The organism is Tunturiibacter gelidiferens (assembly GCF_051013345.1).
Classification (GTDB): domain Bacteria; phylum Acidobacteriota; class Terriglobia; order Terriglobales; family Acidobacteriaceae; genus Edaphobacter; species Edaphobacter gelidiferens_A.
The window spans coordinates 6,403,300-6,419,740 of record NZ_CP132939.1; the positions used below are offsets into that span (position 1 = coordinate 6,403,300).

Genomic DNA, 16,441 nt, shown 5'->3' on the forward strand with positions numbered 1-16,441 from the left:
GACTCCAACAATCACCCGCAATCGCAAACTCGCACATCCGTGCGTTTATCGAACTCAATGCTTCGGCTAAAGCTATCCTTAGCAGCTACATCGCGTCTGTATGGTAGACAACATAGTCCGGCGGGAATCTTCCCGGCCGGCACTCAGGGCCCAGCCGCAGCTACGCGCTGATTCGTTCCACTCTCAAACACTGTGTGAACCCACGCGCACGAAAAGGTTGGATTCTTGAGTGTTCATCTCGTAAATCCCAGCGACAACTCCTTTGGGACCGCTGTAATCACCCCTCGTTGGCTCTTCGTCCTCGCCGCTGCCACACCCTCCCTCGCAGGCGACCCCATCCTCATCGACGAGTCCATTGAACAAATCCTCCCCGAATCCATCCAGTCCGGCGACATCGTCGGCATCAGCGTTCACACCGGCAACGCCCTCCGTGGCTACGAGGTCGGTCGCATCGCCCGCGAGCGAGGAGCCTGGGTCATCTACGGCGGCATCCACGCCACCCTCTTTCCCGAAGAGGCCTTCGAACGCGGCCAGGCTCACGCCGTCGTCAAAGGTGATGGCGACATCGCCTGGGGCAAAGTCGTCACCGACTGCCTCGCCGGCGCCCCCACCCAGCCCATCTACGAGGGCGGCCGCATCAGCGGCACCGACTTCCTCGCCGCCCGCTGGGATCTCATGCCCCGCGACAAGTACATGTGGGCCTCCGTCCAGACCATCCGTGGCTGCCCCAAGCACTGCTCCTTCTGCAGCGTCTGGCGCACCGACGGCCAGCAACCCCGCCAGCGCCCCTTCCAGTCCGTCATCGACGAGATCGTCAACCTCCGCCAGATCGGCTTCCGCTTCATTGCCCTCGCCGACGACAACTTCTACCCCGTCACCCTCACCGACCTCCGCCTCGCACGCGAGCAGAACAACATCGCCAAGCTCGAAGAGCTCACCGCCATCCGCGCCGAACGCTTCCACCTCATGGCCGAGCTCGCAAAGCTCCCCAAAGACATGGTCTTCTTCACCCAAATCACCATGGAAGCCGGCGAAGACGGCGAGTACCTCGACGCCATGCGCAAAGCCAACATCAAAGGCGCACTCGTAGGCGTAGAAGCCGTCACCCCCGAAGGCCTCAAGGCCGTCTTCAAAGACTTCAACTACTCCGGCGAAGCGTTAGCCCGCCAGCTCCAAACCTTCAAAAAGCACGGCGTCCACGTCCTCGGCTCCTTCATCTTCGGCCTCCCCACCGACAAGCCCGCCACATTCGACGCCACCGTCGAGATGGCCCTCAAAGCCGGCGTCACCTTCGCCCAGTTCGTCATGATGACGCCCTTCCCCGGCACCGTCGACTTCGCCCGCTGGGAAAAGAGCAAGCCAAGGCTCCCGAAGTCGTCGCAACACCAACCGGCGACATCCCCATCACCCGCTACTGGCTCATTCCCACCGCCATCCGCCCCAAGATGTTCACCCCACACCCCTCCATGAGCTCCGCCGAGATCAGCCAGCGCACCCAAAAAGTCTGGGACCGCTTCTACGACTGGTCCTCCATCTGGCAGCGCAGCGCCTGCACCCCCACCCTCCGTGCCCGCGTAGCCTTCATGTTTCTCTCCAAGCTCTACCCCCAGATGTACGCAGGCACCGGCATCTCCACCGACAGCGCCCGCCGCAAGAAATCCAAAACCTGGGCTCGCTGGACCGCGAAACAATGCCGCAAACTCTTCGCCGCCAAACCCATGCCCGAACTCCAATCCCCTGCATGGGCACACGCCTTCTCCTCCACCAATCTTCGTCGCCCAGCCTTCCTCGGCCCCCAAAACGAACCCAGCCCCTTCACCGTCATCTCAAAATCCTGAAGAAGAACATTGAAACTGGAAGTGCCGTGGCTTTGGAGGGGGCGTGGCTTCAGCCACGCCATAAGACCCAATCCTCTCCATACGGCTTCAGTCGCTGAGGGAATGTTCCACACGCAACGGGGTTCTGGGTCGTAGGTCAGTTGAGAAGGAATGACCGAAGTTTCCGAGAACACAGACTTTACGGGCATAACCGAATGGTTCCGAACAGATCGTTAATTGGAGCACCCCGCGAGGCGCCGCCAATGGTCTGCAAAGAGATCACTCGGGCATGCAGCCGACTTTTCGTTGAGGGGTAAGGACTTCCTGAGAGCGACGGGACACGCAACAACACCAAAACGCATGCGCATCTCATCTGGACCTGAGGATATAATCCACATTCGCAGATTATGGCCTTGACCTCCGGCACCAGACTCGGTCCGTACGAAATCCTCGCACCGGTCGGTGCTGGTGGAATGGGGGAGGTGTATCGCGCCCGGGACACGCGCCTTGGACGAGACGTCGCCGTCAAAATTCTTTCAACTCACCTTTCTTTCGATCCTGGTCTGAAACAACGCTTTGAGCGCGAAGCGCGAGCCGTCTGCTTGCTCACACATCCCAATATTTGCTGTCTGTACGACATCGGCTCTCAGGACGGGACCGATTTCATCGTCATGGAATATTTGGAGGGTGAAACCCTCGCTGTTCGATTGAGCGCTGGCCCTCTGCCCTTGCCGTTGTCCCTGAAGATAGGCGTGGAGATCGCCGATGCTCTCGACAAAGCTCACCGCGAGGGAATCATCCATCGCGATTTGAAGCCTGGCAACATCATGCTCACCAAATCTGGCGCAAAGCTGATGGACTTCGGTCTGGCCAAGCCTGTCACCACAACATTACGTGGCGTTACTCCAGCGCCGATCCCCTCTCAGGCTCCCCCAACGGTGAACGCGTCCACTCAAACCTTGCCTTACGCCTCTTTCACTGAGCACGGCACAATCGTGGGAACACTCTTGTATATGGCTCCGGAGTCGATTGAAGGCCGACCAGCAGATTTCCGAAGTGACATCTTCAGTTTTGGCTGCGTACTGTACGAGATGGTATCGGGCAGGCGAGCTTTTAACGGCGAATCAAGACTTAGTATCGTGGCTGCCATTCTGGAAAAAGATCCGCAGCCCTTGGCCAGTTTGCAGTCTCTCACTCCGGTTGCGCTCGAACATGTGGTGCTTCGTTGCCTGATGAAAGACCCTGAAGAGCGCTGGCAAAGCTCGCGAGATTTGTCGAGAGAGCTGAAGTGGATCTCCGGAGGAGGGGGCCTATCCAAAGCGCCTGAACCCGCGCCGCGTCGCCGCGAACGATTTGCGTGGGGACTGGCGGCTCTGTGTATCGCCCTGCTGACCTGGCTCGGAGTTGCCCATTGGCGCAGCTTGCAGTCGGCGGAGAGTCGGCATCTTCACCTTTCATTGCTTCCGCCGCTCTCTACTTCGTTCGTTCCTTACAATTTCTCCATCTCGCCCGACGGCCGGCGACTCGCCTTCGTGGCTGCCGCACTGGATGGCGGCACCGCTTTATGGATCCGATCCCTGGCCGCTGGAGCTGCGCAGCAATTGACTGGCACGGAAGGCGCCACGTTCCCATTCTGGTCACCGGATAGTCGTCAGGTAGGCTTCTTCCAGGCGTCCAAACTGAAGAGCGTTGATCCGAGCAGCGGCGCCGTCCAGATCCTATGCGACGCACCCGGTGGGGCTGGCGGGGCATGGAACAATCGGGGCACGATTATCTTCGCTGGATATCGGAACACGTCCGGCGGTGGGTCCATCCTTGGAATTTCGAAGGTATCAGCCTTGGGTGGAGAACCGCAGCCGGTCACCATGGGTAGCGCGCCGGAGGGCACGATATTTTGGCCGTCCGCTCTTCCGGATGGAGACCACTTTATATATTTCATGCTCGGGAGCTCTAACTCCCTTCAAAAGCAGGGAATCTATGTGGGCTCTCTAACTACGCATGAAACCAAATTGATCTCTTCCGAGATCGTCGGGAATACTCAGTTCGCGTCCTCGCGCCTCTACTACGTCCGTGACCGCAGCCTCATGGCGCAGCCGTTCAATCTCAAACGGCTGCAGACTACGGGTCCGCCGGAGGCTGTCTCGCGACAGGAACTGGAACAGTCACCAGCCTTTTCCCGCGCGGGATTCTCCATCTCGAACGACGGTGTAGTGGTCTTCCAGTCAGCAACCGAAAGCGTTTCCAGGCTCTCCTGGTTTGACCGTACTGGTAAAGAACTGGAAGAACTACCCAGAACCGGGTACCGCGATCCTGCTCTCTCCCGCAATGGCGCTCTGCTCGCAATCTCCTCCGACGATGATCGCAACGGCAAGCATTACATCCATATTTACGATTTCGCCAGGGGTACAAGCACCCGCGTCTCAGATGGAGGGACAGAAGTATTTCCGGTTTTCTCGCCTGACGGCAAAAGGGTGGCATATGTAGGAAACAATGCCAGGACTTCCCAGTACATCGACGTTGCGGCTACCGATGGTTCGGGCAAACTGGAGCGACTCGCGGCGTCCGACTTTCTGATTCCCAACGACTGGTCGGCGGACGGGCGTTTTCTCGTCTACATGAATTTTCAGGATATTGGGCCGGAGCTGGATTTTCTTGACTTCAGTAACCATTCGCAGAGAGCCTACGCACCGGGTGCAGAAGCCCAGTTTTCTCCCGATGGGAAATGGATCGCCTTCACCGGACTTGGGTCGTCGGGCTCTGGGGAGGATTCTGAAGTGTATGTAGGCCGATTCCCCAGGCCCGGCCGGCGAATCCAGATATCCAATCATGGCGGCTCACAACCGCGCTGGCGTGCGGATGGGAAAGAACTCTTCTATATCACCATGGACAAAAAGCTTATGGCGGTAGCAATCGACACCTCGCATGACGAGCCGGTGGTAGGCGTTCCCCACGTCCTTTTCCAGACGCGAATCATCGCACCGCGTATCGTGCTGTTCCAATATGCCGTCTCCCGCGATGGAAATCGCTTCCTGATCAACTCGATGCCGTCTGTCGGAGCCGCTCCCCTGACAGTGCTCATGAAGTGAGCTCGAATCCCCGTCCTTCGCTTCGCTCTTGGACTGCCGCGAGTGGCAATTTCGCGAGCTTCGAATCTGGCCTCAAACCAGCCTCGTCGTCTCTCCTTCAAATTCAGATGGCTGTATGACCGAGAGCCTTGCCTGTGGCAACTGAAGTTCGTGAGCCAATCGGTGTCAGCGCATAGATGATTCCGAACGAGTTCGGCAATTCTGAGACAATCTTGCCGACCAGCGATCCAAACTTAGCCTCGTAGTTCCCTGAAACCGCGGCTTTCTCAACATCATGTTCACCCCGGATGTTCTCGGCCAGCAAACCAAGAACATCGATCGCCCAGGACCAACAATCAAGCCCGCGAGTCACCACCCACCTGCTACGCTTTAAACCGATGCCGCCCCAGCCCCATCTCAAGCAGATCATCGAAGCCCGTTCCCCACTCACCCGCGAACAAGCCCGCGAACTCATGCAGCAGATCCTCGCCGGCGACCTCACCGACCTCGAGATCGCCGCACTCCTCGGAGCACTCGCAGCCCGCGGCGAAACCGCCTCCGAGATCGCCGGCTTCGTCGACGTCATGCGCACCGCCGTCACCCCCATCCCCCTCACCAACGCCGAGCGCAGCAATCTAGTCGACACCTGCGGCACCGGCGGCGACGCCAGCGGTACCTTCAACATCTCCACCGCCGCCGCCCTGGTCGCAGCAGCCACCCCAGACGCAAACCTCATGGTAGCCAAACACGGCAACCGCGCCGTCACCTCCCAGACCGGCTCCGCCGACGTCCTCGAGGCCCTCGGGATCCCCGTCGATCTAAGCCCCGAACAAGCCGCAACCGCCCTGCGCACCCATCACTTCGCCTTCCTCCACGCCCCCAGCCTTCATCCAGCGATGAAGGCCGTCATGCCAGTCCGCCGCGCTCTTGGAGTCCGCACCATCTTCAACATCCTCGGCCCCCTCACCAACCCCGCAGGAGCCTCCGCGCAGGTCATGGGCGTATACGCCGCGCATCTCGTGCCCATCGTCGCCGAAGCCATGTCTCTGCTCGGCACTCATCACGCCTTCGTCGTCCACGGCAACACCCTCCGCGAAAAGGCCTGGACGAGGTCTCCATCAGCGGCCCCACCCAGCTGGCCGAAGTCCACAACGGCGCCATCACCATCGCCACCCTCACCCCCGAAGACCTCGGCCTCCAGCGTTCCCCAATCGAAACTCTCCAGGGCGGCAACGCACAAACCAACGCCGCCATCCTCACCGCCATCTTCTCCGGCGAACTCGGGCCCCGTCGCGACATCGTCCTGCTCAACGCCGCCGCCGTCCTCGTCGCCGCAGACCTCGCCCTCGACCTCCCCAACGGCATCGCCCTCGCCGCCAGAACCATCGACTCGGGAGCCGTCACCAAACTCGTCGCCAACCTCCGAGCCTGAACGGAAAACAAACCGGGAGTAATCCTTGAACGCACAAGACCAGCCCCGCAAACAAAGAGTCTGTTTCCTCCTCCAAATCAATCCCGACCGCCTCGAAGAGTACCGCCGCCGCCACGCAGCCGTCTGGCCCGACATGATCGCCGCTCTCCAGCGTACCGGCTGGCACAACTACTCCCTCTTCCTCACGCCCACCGGCCAGCTCATCGGCTACCTCGAAACCGAAAACTTCCAGCTGGCCCAGACCAGAATGCGCGACGAACCCATCAACGCCCTCTGGCAATCTGAGATGAAAGACTTCTTCGTCGCGACCAGCGGCAAAGACCCCGATCAGCTCATGTCGCCAATCGACGAGCTCTTCCACATCGACTAGTCAGCATCCCCATCGACTGGCAGATCCGGAACCAAATCCAACCTCAATCCGTATCTTCTCCAGCAACTCAGGAGCCTGCTTCAAATGTCGACCTACCCGCCCCCCGCGAACTCCATCAACCCGGCCTTCGTCACCTCCGCCCTCGAGCTCCCCGGCTACAACATCGTCCAGAACCTCGGCATCGTCCGCGGCATCGTCGTACGCTCGCGCAACATCGTCGCCACCATCGGCGCGGGCCTCCAGACGATCGTCGGCGGCGACATCACTCTCTTCACCGAACTCTGCGAGAAGACCCGTCAGGACTCCTACGCCATGATGACTCTCCACGCCGCCCAGCTCGGTGCCAACGCCGTCATCGCCTTCCGTTACGACGCCAACGAGCTCATGAACGGCGTCACCGAAGTCCTCGCCTACGGCACCGCGGTCGTCGTAGAAAAGCAGTAAAGTAAGACAAAAGAAAAGCAGTAAAAGCCGTCAGCCCTCCCCATCAACCTCGCGCCTCAAACACCATATTGAACGGCGTCTCCGCAGCCTTACGGAAGTGCGTAAGCCCTCCCTCCCGCACAACCTTCTCGATCCTCGCCGGACCCGCCTGCGCCCCCAGCCCCAGCCCAACCTCCTGCGCCAGCGAGCAAGGCACGCAGACCGTCGCAGAAGCGGAGTAGTAGATCCGCCCCACCGGATTATGATTCGCCGCCGCATCGTCATTGGAAAACGGCTCCACAATCATCCACGTCCCACCCGGTGCCAGCGTCGTCTTCACATGCTTGGCCGCCCCCACCGGATCACCCATATCGTGCAGGCAATCGAAGAAAGCCACCAGATCATAGTCCTTCCCCGGAAACGCCTTCGCAGAAGCCACCTCAAACGTAACCCGATCCGCGAGCCCCGCGGCCTCTGCCTTTGCACGAGCCGTCTCTATCGACGCCCCATGATAATCAAACCCGAAAAATTTCGAAGCTGGATAAGACTTCGCCATCAGCAGCGTCGAAGCTCCATGTCCACAGCCAATATCCGCAACCCGCGCCCCCGCCTTCAGCTTCGCTTCCACTCCCTCAAGAGCAGGGATCCAGCTGGAAACAAGATTCGCAAGATAGGTCGGTCGAAAAAACCGCTCACACCCTTCAAACAAGCCCTTCTCATGCTCGTGCCAACCCATCCCCTTGCCCGTGCGATAGATCTCCGTCAGCTTCTCTTCATCCTTCATCAGCGAAGCCAGCATGTGATAAAACCCCGGCAGATGCACCGGCGTGTCATCCAGCGCCAGCACCAGCGCCTGCTCGGGTGTCATAAAATACTCGCCCTTCGCAGCGTCAAACTCCACCAGCTTTCCAGCCGCATTCCCGTTCAGCCACTCGCGCACATAGCGCTCCGCGGTGCCTGTCTTCTTCGCCAACTCCGCCGGAGTCACCGGCTTTCCATCCCCCATCGCACGATAGAGTCCAAGTTTGTCGCCAATCAGAATCAGCGGGGCCTGCATCGCCGCGCCCATATCCTGAACCACACGCCCCAGAAGCGCATTCAACATATCTGGATTAATCTCTCGCCCGTGTGGGGTCGCCTGCTGTGTTGTAGCCATCGCAATCTCCTCGGAAAAAATGATTCGGGATTCGCGACAGCATCTCTAAGTTGTGCGCAGGAGTAGTCGAGAGCAAGCACACGAGCCGACACATGATGTCGCGCAGATTCCCGGGCCCATCAACTTGCGAGGAGCATACTCGGACACTCTCCCCAGCGTCAACATTCGGCGAATTGGTCCCTCCATCTCGCATCCCCGGAATTCCCATGTATATACTCGTCTTCAAATCAAGGAGGCAACAGCATGGCCCGAGTCACCGGCGTTGGAGGCATCTTCCTTCGTGCACGCGATCCCAAAACCCTCTCCGCCTGGTACGCCAAACACCTCGGCCTCACCCTCTCCGAATACGGTGGCGCCACCCTCCTCTGGACCGACGAGGTCCCCGCCACCACCGGAATGACCATCTGGTCTCTCTTTCCCGAAGACACCCCCTACTTCGGCAAGGGCAACGAGAAAGGCCAACAGCAAGCCATGGTCAACTATCGCGTCGATAACCTGGACGAACTCCTCGCCCAACTCGCAGCAGAGAACATCCCCATCGACCCCCATCGCGAGGACTCCGACTACGGCCGCTTCGCCTGGATCACCGACCCCGAAGGCAATCGCATCGAACTCTGGCAACCCCTCCTCGCCGTCGAAAAGAAAGAAGAGCCTCCCGCATAACCAACAGGAGCCTCCCCTATGACCGTCGAAACCTATCCGGAAAAACTCGCTCCCAACATCCAGCAGGTAGTTCCCTTCCTCTGGGTCTCGAACCTCGAAGCGTCCCTCCGCTTCTACGTCGACGGCCTGGGCTTTGAAAAGACGAAAGAGTGGATCGACGACGGCAAGCTGCGCTGGTGCTGGCTTCAACTCGAAGGCGCAGCCCTCATGCTCCAGCAGTTCAGCCCCGAAAGACGTCCATCCGGCAAACTAGGCGAGGGCGTCTCCCTTTGCTTCCAATGCAAAGACGCGCTCGCCATCTACCACGCAGCGCTCTCACAAGGTCTTCAGCCCCAACGCCCCTTCGTTGGTAACGCGATGTGGGTCACCATCCTCCCGGACCCCGACGGTTACAAATTAGACTTCGAGAGCCCCACCGACGCCCCGGAAGAATCCCTCCATCCCATCGAAAAGTAGCAACCTCAGAATTGACATCGTGCGAAACCCGCCCCTCTAAGGCCTCCGCCTGCATCTGATCGGGCCATACTGATCAGGACAAGCCCGCCCTTCCTGGTCCCCGAACGAATCCAACCGAAGGAGATCCCATGCCCGTCGAAAGCAAGAGCTACCCAATCGAAGAAGCCCTCCGCGCCCAGAACGCGCTCCGTAAACTCGCAGGATTAGGAGCCGAGATGTTTCCCATCCAGTCTTTCGTCGGCATGATCAGTGATGAGATTGAAACTCTCCGCAAGCAGGGGCACACCGATCAGCAGATCGCACACACCATCACGGCAAGCTCCAGAATCGATATCACCGCGTCTGACATCGCGACTCACTACGCCTCGCCGGAAGACCGCCATCAGCCTCACGAATAGCAGCATCCGAAACTCTCAACGAAACCCCACCAAAATATAAAAGTGCGGGCGCCCGTCAGAACGCCCGCACTCGTCTCAATGCACTTGGTAGATGAACGTACCCCAGTTGGTGAAGGTGGTCCGTGGGCGAGAGAACGTATTCGGGATATACTCCGCAGCCATCCAGAGGTCTCCGTTCGGACTCACCATCGCCGCGGAATAATCGCCCCAGCGACCCACTCCTCCGCCCCCAAACTCCGGGTAGCCGGAGAACCCATCGTCCGGTGTCTGACCAATCCCGGCCAGATGCACCTTGGGCGAAACGCTCCCCTTGCTGAAATCCACGTAACCCGCGCTGGGGAAGTAGTTCTCGCCCGTAAAGCTAAAGGCGATCACACCGTTGCCTTCGGCGTTCACCGCGAACGCGGGATACATCACTGTACCGTTAGCGATCCCGATCAATCCTTGCTTCCAGATCTTCGCCGAAACAGAACTGAACGTGGCATTCAGCTCGATCGCAAACCAGGCAGCACCCGTACGCGGTCCGCCTCCCTTCGGATCGAGAAGGACCGTATTCAATGCCGCGTAAAGTTTGCCCTGCGAGTAAAACACCTGCATCATGCGGTCGTCGCCCGTGTCGATCGCCTCCTCCGGCTCTCCCAGCGATTGACCCAGCGGATAGCTTCCAGCTCTCTGTACCGCCGGAACCGGTTGTCCATACTCCTGCGTCGGAATAACCGTCACCTGCAGATTCAGGTTGGGCACACTCTCATTCAAACTCTGAGTATTAGTCAGAGACCACACCGCCAGGCGATTGTCCACCGTGCCGTTGAAGTCGAGCGAACTGACAAGCAACTCCGTCCCGCGATTCTCCGTCGTCACCGTCCCCGGCGAGGGGAACGAAGGCTGAATCGAAAACGCCTGCCCCTCGGCCAGCGGCAGACCATCGAAGCCCGCAGCGGAGACGCTCGACGAACCCGCGATCAGGTCCCGCTTGCTCAGCGCGATTAGCAGTGCCGTCTGAAAGAACCCCGTCTTGTTCGAATACTCATTCGTATTCAGATACACCCCATCTTTGTTCAAGCCCAGCAACGGCTGGTCTCCCAGGCACGGGCACTGACCAAAGTTTGCGTCCGACACATCGACCGACTGCACCGTGAAGCTGCCCAGAACATCGCTCGTATCGCTGACCGCAACCAGCACCTCCGACCCTCCACTCAAGTTACCCGCAGGCGTGGTGGCGTACTCCACGATCGTCACAAACCAGCGCTTCGACTCCCAGTCGTAAAACGCACGCGGATCCGACAACTGGTCCGTCGTACCGTCCGGGTTCGGTGCCGTCGGCACGCCGAAGAACGCATTCAGACTCACGGGCGGAGTCAACGCGGCTCCCGTCTTCGTAAACACCCGCAGCGCCAGATTCACCGGCTCCAGAATTTCTTCGCCATTGGTTGCGAGACCCTGGTCCGGTGGTTCCACAACAAATCCATTGGCTATACCCGAGTCTCTCGAATCCAGAGCGTCGAAGCCGGTAAACGTCTTATCGGGAGCCACTATAGGAAAGCCGCCAAATACCAGACCGGCGCTCGTCGCTTGATTCAGTTCCGCGTGCAATCTGCCCAACGACGGCTTCGGCATCTGCTTCCGCATCGCCCTCGGCTTCATCGAATAGAGAGCGGAAGTCTCAGGGGCCTCAACCAGTGCTCTGGCCTGGGCCATACTGGTCGTTCCTTTCTTGTGTACATCGATGTGCTTCTGTTGGGTGGCGTGTACCAACGGTGTGATGACAAACGGGGCAGAGATCGCCCAGGATAACAAACGGGAAGTGTTCATAAATGTCCTCATTGATGATTCAAAGATGGACGTGCTTCCGGCCGGAGCCTCAGGCGGATCGTTTCGCCTGAGAACTCCGGCCAGATAAAACCGACCCTGAACGATCTGATTCTGTTTCTACTGCACAGCCTTAACAACGTCGTTGATGAACGTCGCTCCATTCGGCGTACCCAGTCCAGTCACGTTGTCCCAACCGGGGCCCGTAACCAGCGATGAGTCCGTTCCGAACGTCAACACATCCCAGCGAGTCGAACTCGGGCTGTTGTACAACGCACTCACAAACAGCTTCGTGTTCTCCAACGGTTGTGCCAGAGCAGACTGACTCTCAAAGATCGGACTGTTCGGCGGATCGATGATAAGTCCCGATACGTTCAGCAGCGTATCGACTGGTGTCACATTGACGTCTATGATCGCGCCCTCAGACAACTCATAAAGAATCGGCGCCGCCTGTCCGAGCGACCCTCCTCCGGCAGCCTGGTTCGCAATCGCCCAGTAGCCAGAGAACATCGGACAAGAAAGGCTCGTACCCCCGAATACCAACACCGTTACATTCGCGGGATTGCCGTCGGGTGAAACAACGACCTCGTTGCCGGTCTGCGGATCCGCATTCATAGAGATATCCGGCAGCAGGCGGAACTTGCCCTTCAGGCTCTTTTGGAACTTGGGCTTGGCATAGACAACGCTGGTGCCTCCCCCGAACCGGACTGGAAACCAAAGAGGAGTGGAGGAATCACCGGAGGATTCGGATTCGCGTTGGCGATTCGTGCAAGGTTCAAACCCCATCCCGTCTGCAATTTGATGTTGTTGTGGGCGTCGAGAAACGTACTCGTACCGCCAATCGCCGTCGCATACGGAGAGTCGGCATTTGCATTGACGGAGACCGCGTTGATGCCGAAGTCGGCATTATTCGTGATCAGTTCATCCCCGCTGTCGCCGGTGGATACGTTCAGCGAGATGCCCAATGCCGCAGCGATCTGCGCAATCCCGTTCTCTACCACCAGCTCCGACGGATCTAGCTCCTTCAGCGCTATCTCTGAAATCCCGAAGCTGTTCGAAATCACGTTGCCGAATCCATTCTGGATCGCAGCAAGGTTGGAAAGATCGAGGTTGGTAAATGAGTTGTCTGCTCCCAACACCAGAACGATCTTGGCATTTGGCGCAATCGCGTGTGCCCATTCCACGTCCAGCGTCGTCTCGAACTGCCAGTTTCCTGCGATGCACCCGTTCGTAGCTGTGCAGGTCGCGGGCCCAGTCGGCTCCACAATCTGGAAGTTCGATGGCGTGAGCGCAGGTAGTCCATTCAGTTGAGAAAACAGGTTGGCATCGGACACGATACTGTTCGAGCCAAAGGCATCGACGATGACGATGGTCTGCCCGGTCCCATCCAGGCCCTTCTTATAAAGCGGCTTCAGGCCGTACGCCTCTTGGATCTCAGCCGCATCGTAGCCGCACGGCGGCAGGTTAGGCGGTTTGGCATTGGTAATGCTCGCCCCATACAGGTTGCCCGCGTAGAACGCCTCCGGAAATCCGCCGTCCGTCTTGAAAACCTTCGACGCAGCCCCACGGAGACAGTCCGCGCTGAAGAACAGTCCATCGGAGCCAGCTGCGGATGGAGAAACGCCCTCATAAGGCACGCCGCTCTCAGGGTTAACGGAAGGCTTTACCAGCGCTCGATATTTGAGATCGCTCAGCCCCTGCACCGTAGCCACCAGCGGAGCCGCTTCTCCGGTAACCGAAGCCTGCGCCGTGTTGGCATGGTGAACCTCTCCATTCACCATCACGCGGTTGATCTTCGTATTGAACGCAGCCTGCGCATCCCCCACTTTGCCCTGTGCCACGACGAAGCGGTTGTTCTTCTCCGTCGAAGTGACCTTCAGATTGTGGGCCGTCAGATAATCGCGAACCACGCCAGCTTCCTTCGCAGTCGGCGCGTACTGCTCGTTGAACTGCTTCAGCGTCAGAAAGTGATGATAGCTCGCTGACTCCTTGTCATACATCTGCTGAACCGCCGTATCCAAAGCGGCCTTGTTATGCGGGTTCAGCCAGACGGTCACCGAAATCTGCTTGGACTCGTCTTCTGGGCCCAGGTTCGTCTGGCCAGCCGTGGCAGCGAATGCCGAACCCGCCGTCAGCGCCAGAACTCCAAGCGCAGCGGCGATGGTAAGGCGAGGAGAGACATAATTACGAAAATAGTGCTGCGTCATAGCAAAAATCCTCGTTGAATTGGTTTTTTACTGTCTGGAGCAGTTGTGGGAGAAGCACAAGAGGGTACAACCAAAGTTGGATTGCGAGACTGCGTCGTTGATGTCTGTGTCGTTGGTGGATGGATACTACGGTCGCCCCAAGGCTGCGGTCAAGCGTCAAAATCTTTTTTGCGTGAGGCAAAAAAACTCCAACAACCTGTCACATCTTTCAGAGCAGAAAAACACGCTGCCAAATCACCTCGTCCACCACACAATTCACCACGTTCTCACCACCAAAAAACCACGCTCAAAATGCCGTTTTCCCCAAAACCCCCAGCAAAAACCACATCTCTTTCGGGCAAAAAAATTACTCCCCGGAAATCCACCGCAACCCGCGTTTAGGATAGCCACAGACCCCCACACTAAGGCTTCCGCACAATGACCCACCCCATCCCCGGCAGAATCGAAACCATCGTAGGCCCAATGTTCTCCGGAAAATCCGAGGAACTCATCCGCCGCCTCAAACGCGCCCGCATCGCCCGCCAGCGCGTCGCCTGCTACAAACCCGACATCGATCTTCGCTACCACCGCACCTCCATCGCCAGCCACAGCTCCCAAACCCACGAAGCCACCACCGTCACCAACGTAGAACACCTGAAGGCCGCGCTACTCCCGCAGTTAAACGACATCGACGTCATCGGTATCGACGAGGCTCAGTTCTTCGACGACACCATCCTCCCCCTCACCGTGGAGCTCGTTCACCTCGGCAAACGCATCATCCTCGCCGGCCTCGACACCACCTTCAACGCCGAGCCCTTCGGCCCCATTCCCGCCCTCATGGCCATCGCCGACGAAGTCACCAAACTCTCCGCCGTCTGCATGGTCTGCGGTGCCCCCGCCATCCACACCCAGCGCCTCGGCCAGAGCCAGGAGCTCGTCCTGGTCGGCGCCGCCGGCCTCTACGAAGCCCGCTGCCGCACCCACTTCGAGCCCTTCCTCGACGAGCAACACACCGAACAACTCGAACTTCTCTCCATCTAGATCAGAACGCAGACGCCACCAGAACGAAGACGCCGAGCAACGCGAGGCCCACAGCCTCCACCCAGCCATAACAAGGTACACAAGCCACGAAGTGGCCGCCCGCCGCGCAGGCGGCCCGTCCGGCAGGACCCTCTCAGTGCTTCGAAACCATCTCCATCACATCCTTGCGCAGCGCCAGCGAGCTAGCCGGCCGCGCATAGTACATGTGCCCACCGGGATACTCATGCACCTGTACCCGCGTCGGATCACCCATCGGCGGAATCTGGCTCACCGTCAAAACCGACCCCATAAACGGACACGAAAGATCCGCCCATCCATGCGCAATCACCACGCGCAACTTCGGATCGGTAGCCACCGCAACCCTCAGATCTGTCGCAGAAGCCGACCCTGAAAACGCGCCATTCCGCCCACTGTTATCCCACATTCTGTTCACGTCGAACGACAGCGCGTTATAGCCCGCATCTGTCTTCCAACCAACCGTGCGAGTCACAAAATCCACCATAGCCGTAGTCGTCGGCGCAATAATGCTCAACAAAATCGGGTCCTGAGTCTCCTGCGTCGGGTTGTACGGAAACGGATCATACGCCGTGACATTCGGATCGTACCTGCTGCCCAGCTTGCCCGTCTCACGAAACTCTTCCCGCAAAAACGCCTGCGTCTCCAGCCGCCCACCCGACTGCTTCACGAACGTCGGATCAAGCCCTGTCAGCTCCGTCACCTTCTTCACCAAACGAGGTGTCGCAGCCGGATCGCTGTTGCCCTTCATCAGGTCCACCGCATACTCGCCGCGCGTGTAATCGATCACCGCGACCATACTCTCGTTCGTGAGCTTACCTTGCCGCTCATAGTTCGCCGCAACGATCGAAGGCAGCGTGATCATCCATGGAACCGGCGAGATATCCTGCGAGCCAGCCTGCGGAGCAAGAGCTGGCGAAACCAGCACCAACCCATTCACCGCAACTCCCGTCTGCGACTGCAGGTAAGCCGTCAGCCTGGGTCCGCGATACCCCCGTAGCTCTCGCCCACAATGTACTTGCGAGACTGCAGCCGGCCATTCTTCACCAGCCAGTCGTAGATGTTCCGCGACAGGTAAGCAATGTCCTGGTCCGGGCCATAAAACTGCTTCTTCGACTCCTCTTCGGACACCAGCGAACGCGAAAACCCCGTCCCAATCGGGTCGATAAACACCAGGTCCGTAAAGTCCAGCCACGTCCCCGGATTGTCCATCAGAGTAGCTGGATCCGACGCACTCTGCCCCTCCGCACCAAACGCAACGCGTTTCGGCCCAATCGCACCCAGATTCAGATACACCGAAGCCGCGCCGGGTCCACCATTGAACGCAAACGTCACCGGACGGTCCTTCCCCTCGACAACGTACGAGGTATAGACCACCTCCCCGCTCAGAGCGCCTTTACTATCCCGCACCGGCAGCGTACCCACAGTCACGGTGTAGTGCAGCGTCTTTCCTCAAACTGCATCGTCTGCTCCACGTGAGCATCCGCGGGCAGGGGCGGCAGTGTAACCGAAAGTCCAGGAGTAGCTGCAGGTTTCGCATCCACTGGCTTGGTATCCGGCGCAGCCTGCGCGGCCGCAGAGACAGGAACCGCAGCAGAAAAAATCGTTGG

General features: G+C 59.0%; 17 protein-coding genes and 1 pseudogene. 11 read left to right on the forward strand and 7 right to left on the reverse strand.

Going from position 1 to position 16,441, the window contains the following annotated elements; all coding sequences use genetic code 11:
• Positions 1-225 precede the first annotated feature (225 nt).
• The 3 genes from RBB80_RS32460 to RBB80_RS32470 all read left to right on the forward strand — a co-directional run bounded on the left by RBB80_RS32460 (position 226) and on the right by RBB80_RS32470 (position 4,903).
• Positions 226-1,470 carry a B12-binding domain-containing radical SAM protein gene (locus RBB80_RS32460; RefSeq protein ID WP_433966203.1) on the forward strand — a complete coding sequence of 415 codons (1,245 nt, stop codon included), beginning with the start codon at positions 226-228 and terminating at the stop codon, positions 1,468-1,470.
• The gene (locus tag RBB80_RS32465; RefSeq protein WP_433966204.1) at positions 1,467-1,838 is read left to right on the forward strand and encodes a hypothetical protein; all 372 of its coding nucleotides are present in this window, start codon (positions 1,467-1,469) and stop codon (positions 1,836-1,838) included. The genes RBB80_RS32460 and RBB80_RS32465 overlap by 4 nt, the downstream gene beginning before the upstream one ends.
• 386 nt (positions 1,839-2,224) lie before the next feature.
• Positions 2,225-4,903: a protein kinase domain-containing protein gene (locus RBB80_RS32470; protein ID WP_433966205.1), complete on the forward strand. Its 2,679-nt coding sequence runs from the start codon at positions 2,225-2,227 to the stop codon at positions 4,901-4,903.
• A 103-nt stretch (positions 4,904-5,006) separates the two neighbouring features.
• On the opposite strand, the gene RBB80_RS32475 is transcribed toward RBB80_RS32470, so the two are convergent.
• Entirely contained in the window at positions 5,007-5,255 is a 249-nt protein-coding gene (locus RBB80_RS32475; RefSeq protein ID WP_433966206.1) for a hypothetical protein, read from the reverse strand.
• Between the two features lie 100 nt (positions 5,256-5,355).
• Between RBB80_RS32475 and trpD the strand changes: the two are divergent.
• From trpD to RBB80_RS32495, 4 genes and pseudogenes are all read left to right on the forward strand, one after another.
• Positions 5,356-5,913, forward strand: a pseudogene (gene trpD / locus RBB80_RS32480) (anthranilate phosphoribosyltransferase); the annotation flags it as partial.
• 104 nt (positions 5,914-6,017) lie between these two features.
• Entirely contained in the window at positions 6,018-6,314 is a 297-nt protein-coding gene (locus RBB80_RS32485; RefSeq protein ID WP_433969998.1) for a hypothetical protein, read from the forward strand.
• Positions 6,315-6,339: 25 nt separating this feature from the next.
• A complete protein-coding gene (locus RBB80_RS32490; protein ID WP_433966207.1) occupies positions 6,340-6,684 on the forward strand; it encodes an L-rhamnose mutarotase in 345 nt (114 codons plus the stop codon).
• A gap of 84 nt (positions 6,685-6,768) precedes the next feature.
• A complete protein-coding gene (locus RBB80_RS32495; RefSeq protein WP_433966208.1) occupies positions 6,769-7,128 on the forward strand; it encodes a YbjQ family protein in 360 nt (119 codons plus the stop codon).
• A gap of 43 nt (positions 7,129-7,171) precedes the next feature.
• Here the strand turns inward: RBB80_RS32495 and RBB80_RS32500 are convergent, their stop codons facing one another.
• Positions 7,172-8,263 carry a methyltransferase domain-containing protein gene (locus RBB80_RS32500; protein ID WP_433966209.1) on the reverse strand — a complete coding sequence of 364 codons (1,092 nt, stop codon included), beginning with the start codon at positions 8,261-8,263 and terminating at the stop codon, positions 7,172-7,174.
• A 243-nt stretch (positions 8,264-8,506) separates the two neighbouring features.
• Here RBB80_RS32500 and RBB80_RS32505 point away from each other — a divergent pair, with 243 nt between their 5' ends.
• The 3 genes from RBB80_RS32505 (at position 8,507) to RBB80_RS32515 (ending at position 9,780) form a co-directional block, all read left to right on the forward strand.
• Positions 8,507-8,926, forward strand: coding sequence for a VOC family protein (locus RBB80_RS32505; protein ID WP_433966210.1), 420 nt, complete (start codon positions 8,507-8,509; stop codon positions 8,924-8,926).
• Between the two features lie 18 nt (positions 8,927-8,944).
• Positions 8,945-9,382 carry a VOC family protein gene (locus RBB80_RS32510; RefSeq protein WP_433966211.1) on the forward strand — a complete coding sequence of 146 codons (438 nt, stop codon included), beginning with the start codon at positions 8,945-8,947 and terminating at the stop codon, positions 9,380-9,382.
• 128 nt (positions 9,383-9,510) lie between these two features.
• Positions 9,511-9,780, forward strand: coding sequence for a hypothetical protein (locus tag RBB80_RS32515; protein WP_433966212.1), 270 nt, complete (start codon positions 9,511-9,513; stop codon positions 9,778-9,780).
• A gap of 75 nt (positions 9,781-9,855) precedes the next feature.
• Here the strand turns inward: RBB80_RS32515 and RBB80_RS32520 are convergent, their stop codons facing one another.
• The 3 genes from RBB80_RS32520 to RBB80_RS32530 all read right to left on the reverse strand — a co-directional run bounded on the left by RBB80_RS32520 (position 9,856) and on the right by RBB80_RS32530 (position 13,796).
• Positions 9,856-11,592 (reverse strand): hypothetical protein, encoded by a 1,737-nt coding sequence (locus tag RBB80_RS32520; RefSeq protein WP_433966213.1) that lies wholly within the window; start codon positions 11,590-11,592, stop codon positions 9,856-9,858.
• Between the two features lie 117 nt (positions 11,593-11,709).
• Entirely contained in the window at positions 11,710-12,204 is a 495-nt protein-coding gene (locus RBB80_RS32525; RefSeq protein WP_433966214.1) for a hypothetical protein, read from the reverse strand.
• A 32-nt stretch (positions 12,205-12,236) separates the two neighbouring features.
• Complete coding sequence (locus tag RBB80_RS32530; RefSeq protein ID WP_433966215.1) at positions 12,237-13,796, reverse strand: S53 family peptidase; 1,560 nt, start codon at positions 13,794-13,796, stop codon at positions 12,237-12,239.
• A gap of 417 nt (positions 13,797-14,213) precedes the next feature.
• Here RBB80_RS32530 and RBB80_RS32535 point away from each other — a divergent pair, with 417 nt between their 5' ends.
• Positions 14,214-14,816 carry a thymidine kinase gene (locus RBB80_RS32535; RefSeq protein WP_433966216.1) on the forward strand — a complete coding sequence of 201 codons (603 nt, stop codon included), beginning with the start codon at positions 14,214-14,216 and terminating at the stop codon, positions 14,814-14,816.
• A gap of 133 nt (positions 14,817-14,949) precedes the next feature.
• On the opposite strand, the gene RBB80_RS32540 is transcribed toward RBB80_RS32535, so the two are convergent.
• Complete coding sequence (locus RBB80_RS32540; RefSeq protein ID WP_433966217.1) at positions 14,950-15,771, reverse strand: hypothetical protein; 822 nt, start codon at positions 15,769-15,771, stop codon at positions 14,950-14,952.
• Between the two features lie 32 nt (positions 15,772-15,803).
• A complete protein-coding gene (locus RBB80_RS32545; RefSeq protein ID WP_433966218.1) occupies positions 15,804-16,262 on the reverse strand; it encodes a S10 family serine carboxypeptidase-like protein in 459 nt (152 codons plus the stop codon).
• Positions 16,263-16,441 lie beyond the last annotated feature (179 nt).

Bases quoted from the DNA above. Each gene is read 5' to 3' on its own strand.
- RBB80_RS32465 (WP_433966204.1), top strand. From the start codon at position 1,467: ATGAGCTCCGCCGAGATCAGCCAGCGCACCCAAAAAGTCTGGGACCGC.
- RBB80_RS32470 (WP_433966205.1), top strand. From the start codon at position 2,225: ATGGCCTTGACCTCCGGCACCAGACTCGGTCCGTACGAAATCCTCGCA.
- RBB80_RS32495 (WP_433966208.1), top strand. From the start codon at position 6,769: ATGTCGACCTACCCGCCCCCCGCGAACTCCATCAACCCGGCCTTCGTC.
- RBB80_RS32500 (WP_433966209.1), bottom strand. From the start codon at position 8,263: ATGGCTACAACACAGCAGGCGACCCCACACGGGCGAGAGATTAATCCA.
- RBB80_RS32505 (WP_433966210.1), top strand. From the start codon at position 8,507: ATGGCCCGAGTCACCGGCGTTGGAGGCATCTTCCTTCGTGCACGCGAT.
- RBB80_RS32510 (WP_433966211.1), top strand. From the start codon at position 8,945: ATGACCGTCGAAACCTATCCGGAAAAACTCGCTCCCAACATCCAGCAG.
- RBB80_RS32515 (WP_433966212.1), top strand. From the start codon at position 9,511: ATGCCCGTCGAAAGCAAGAGCTACCCAATCGAAGAAGCCCTCCGCGCC.
- RBB80_RS32520 (WP_433966213.1), bottom strand. From the start codon at position 11,592: ATGAACACTTCCCGTTTGTTATCCTGGGCGATCTCTGCCCCGTTTGTC.
- RBB80_RS32525 (WP_433966214.1), bottom strand. From the start codon at position 12,204: ATGAATGCGGATCCGCAGACCGGCAACGAGGTCGTTGTTTCACCCGAC.
- RBB80_RS32530 (WP_433966215.1), bottom strand. From the start codon at position 13,796: ATGACGCAGCACTATTTTCGTAATTATGTCTCTCCTCGCCTTACCATC.
- RBB80_RS32535 (WP_433966216.1), top strand. From the start codon at position 14,214: ATGACCCACCCCATCCCCGGCAGAATCGAAACCATCGTAGGCCCAATG.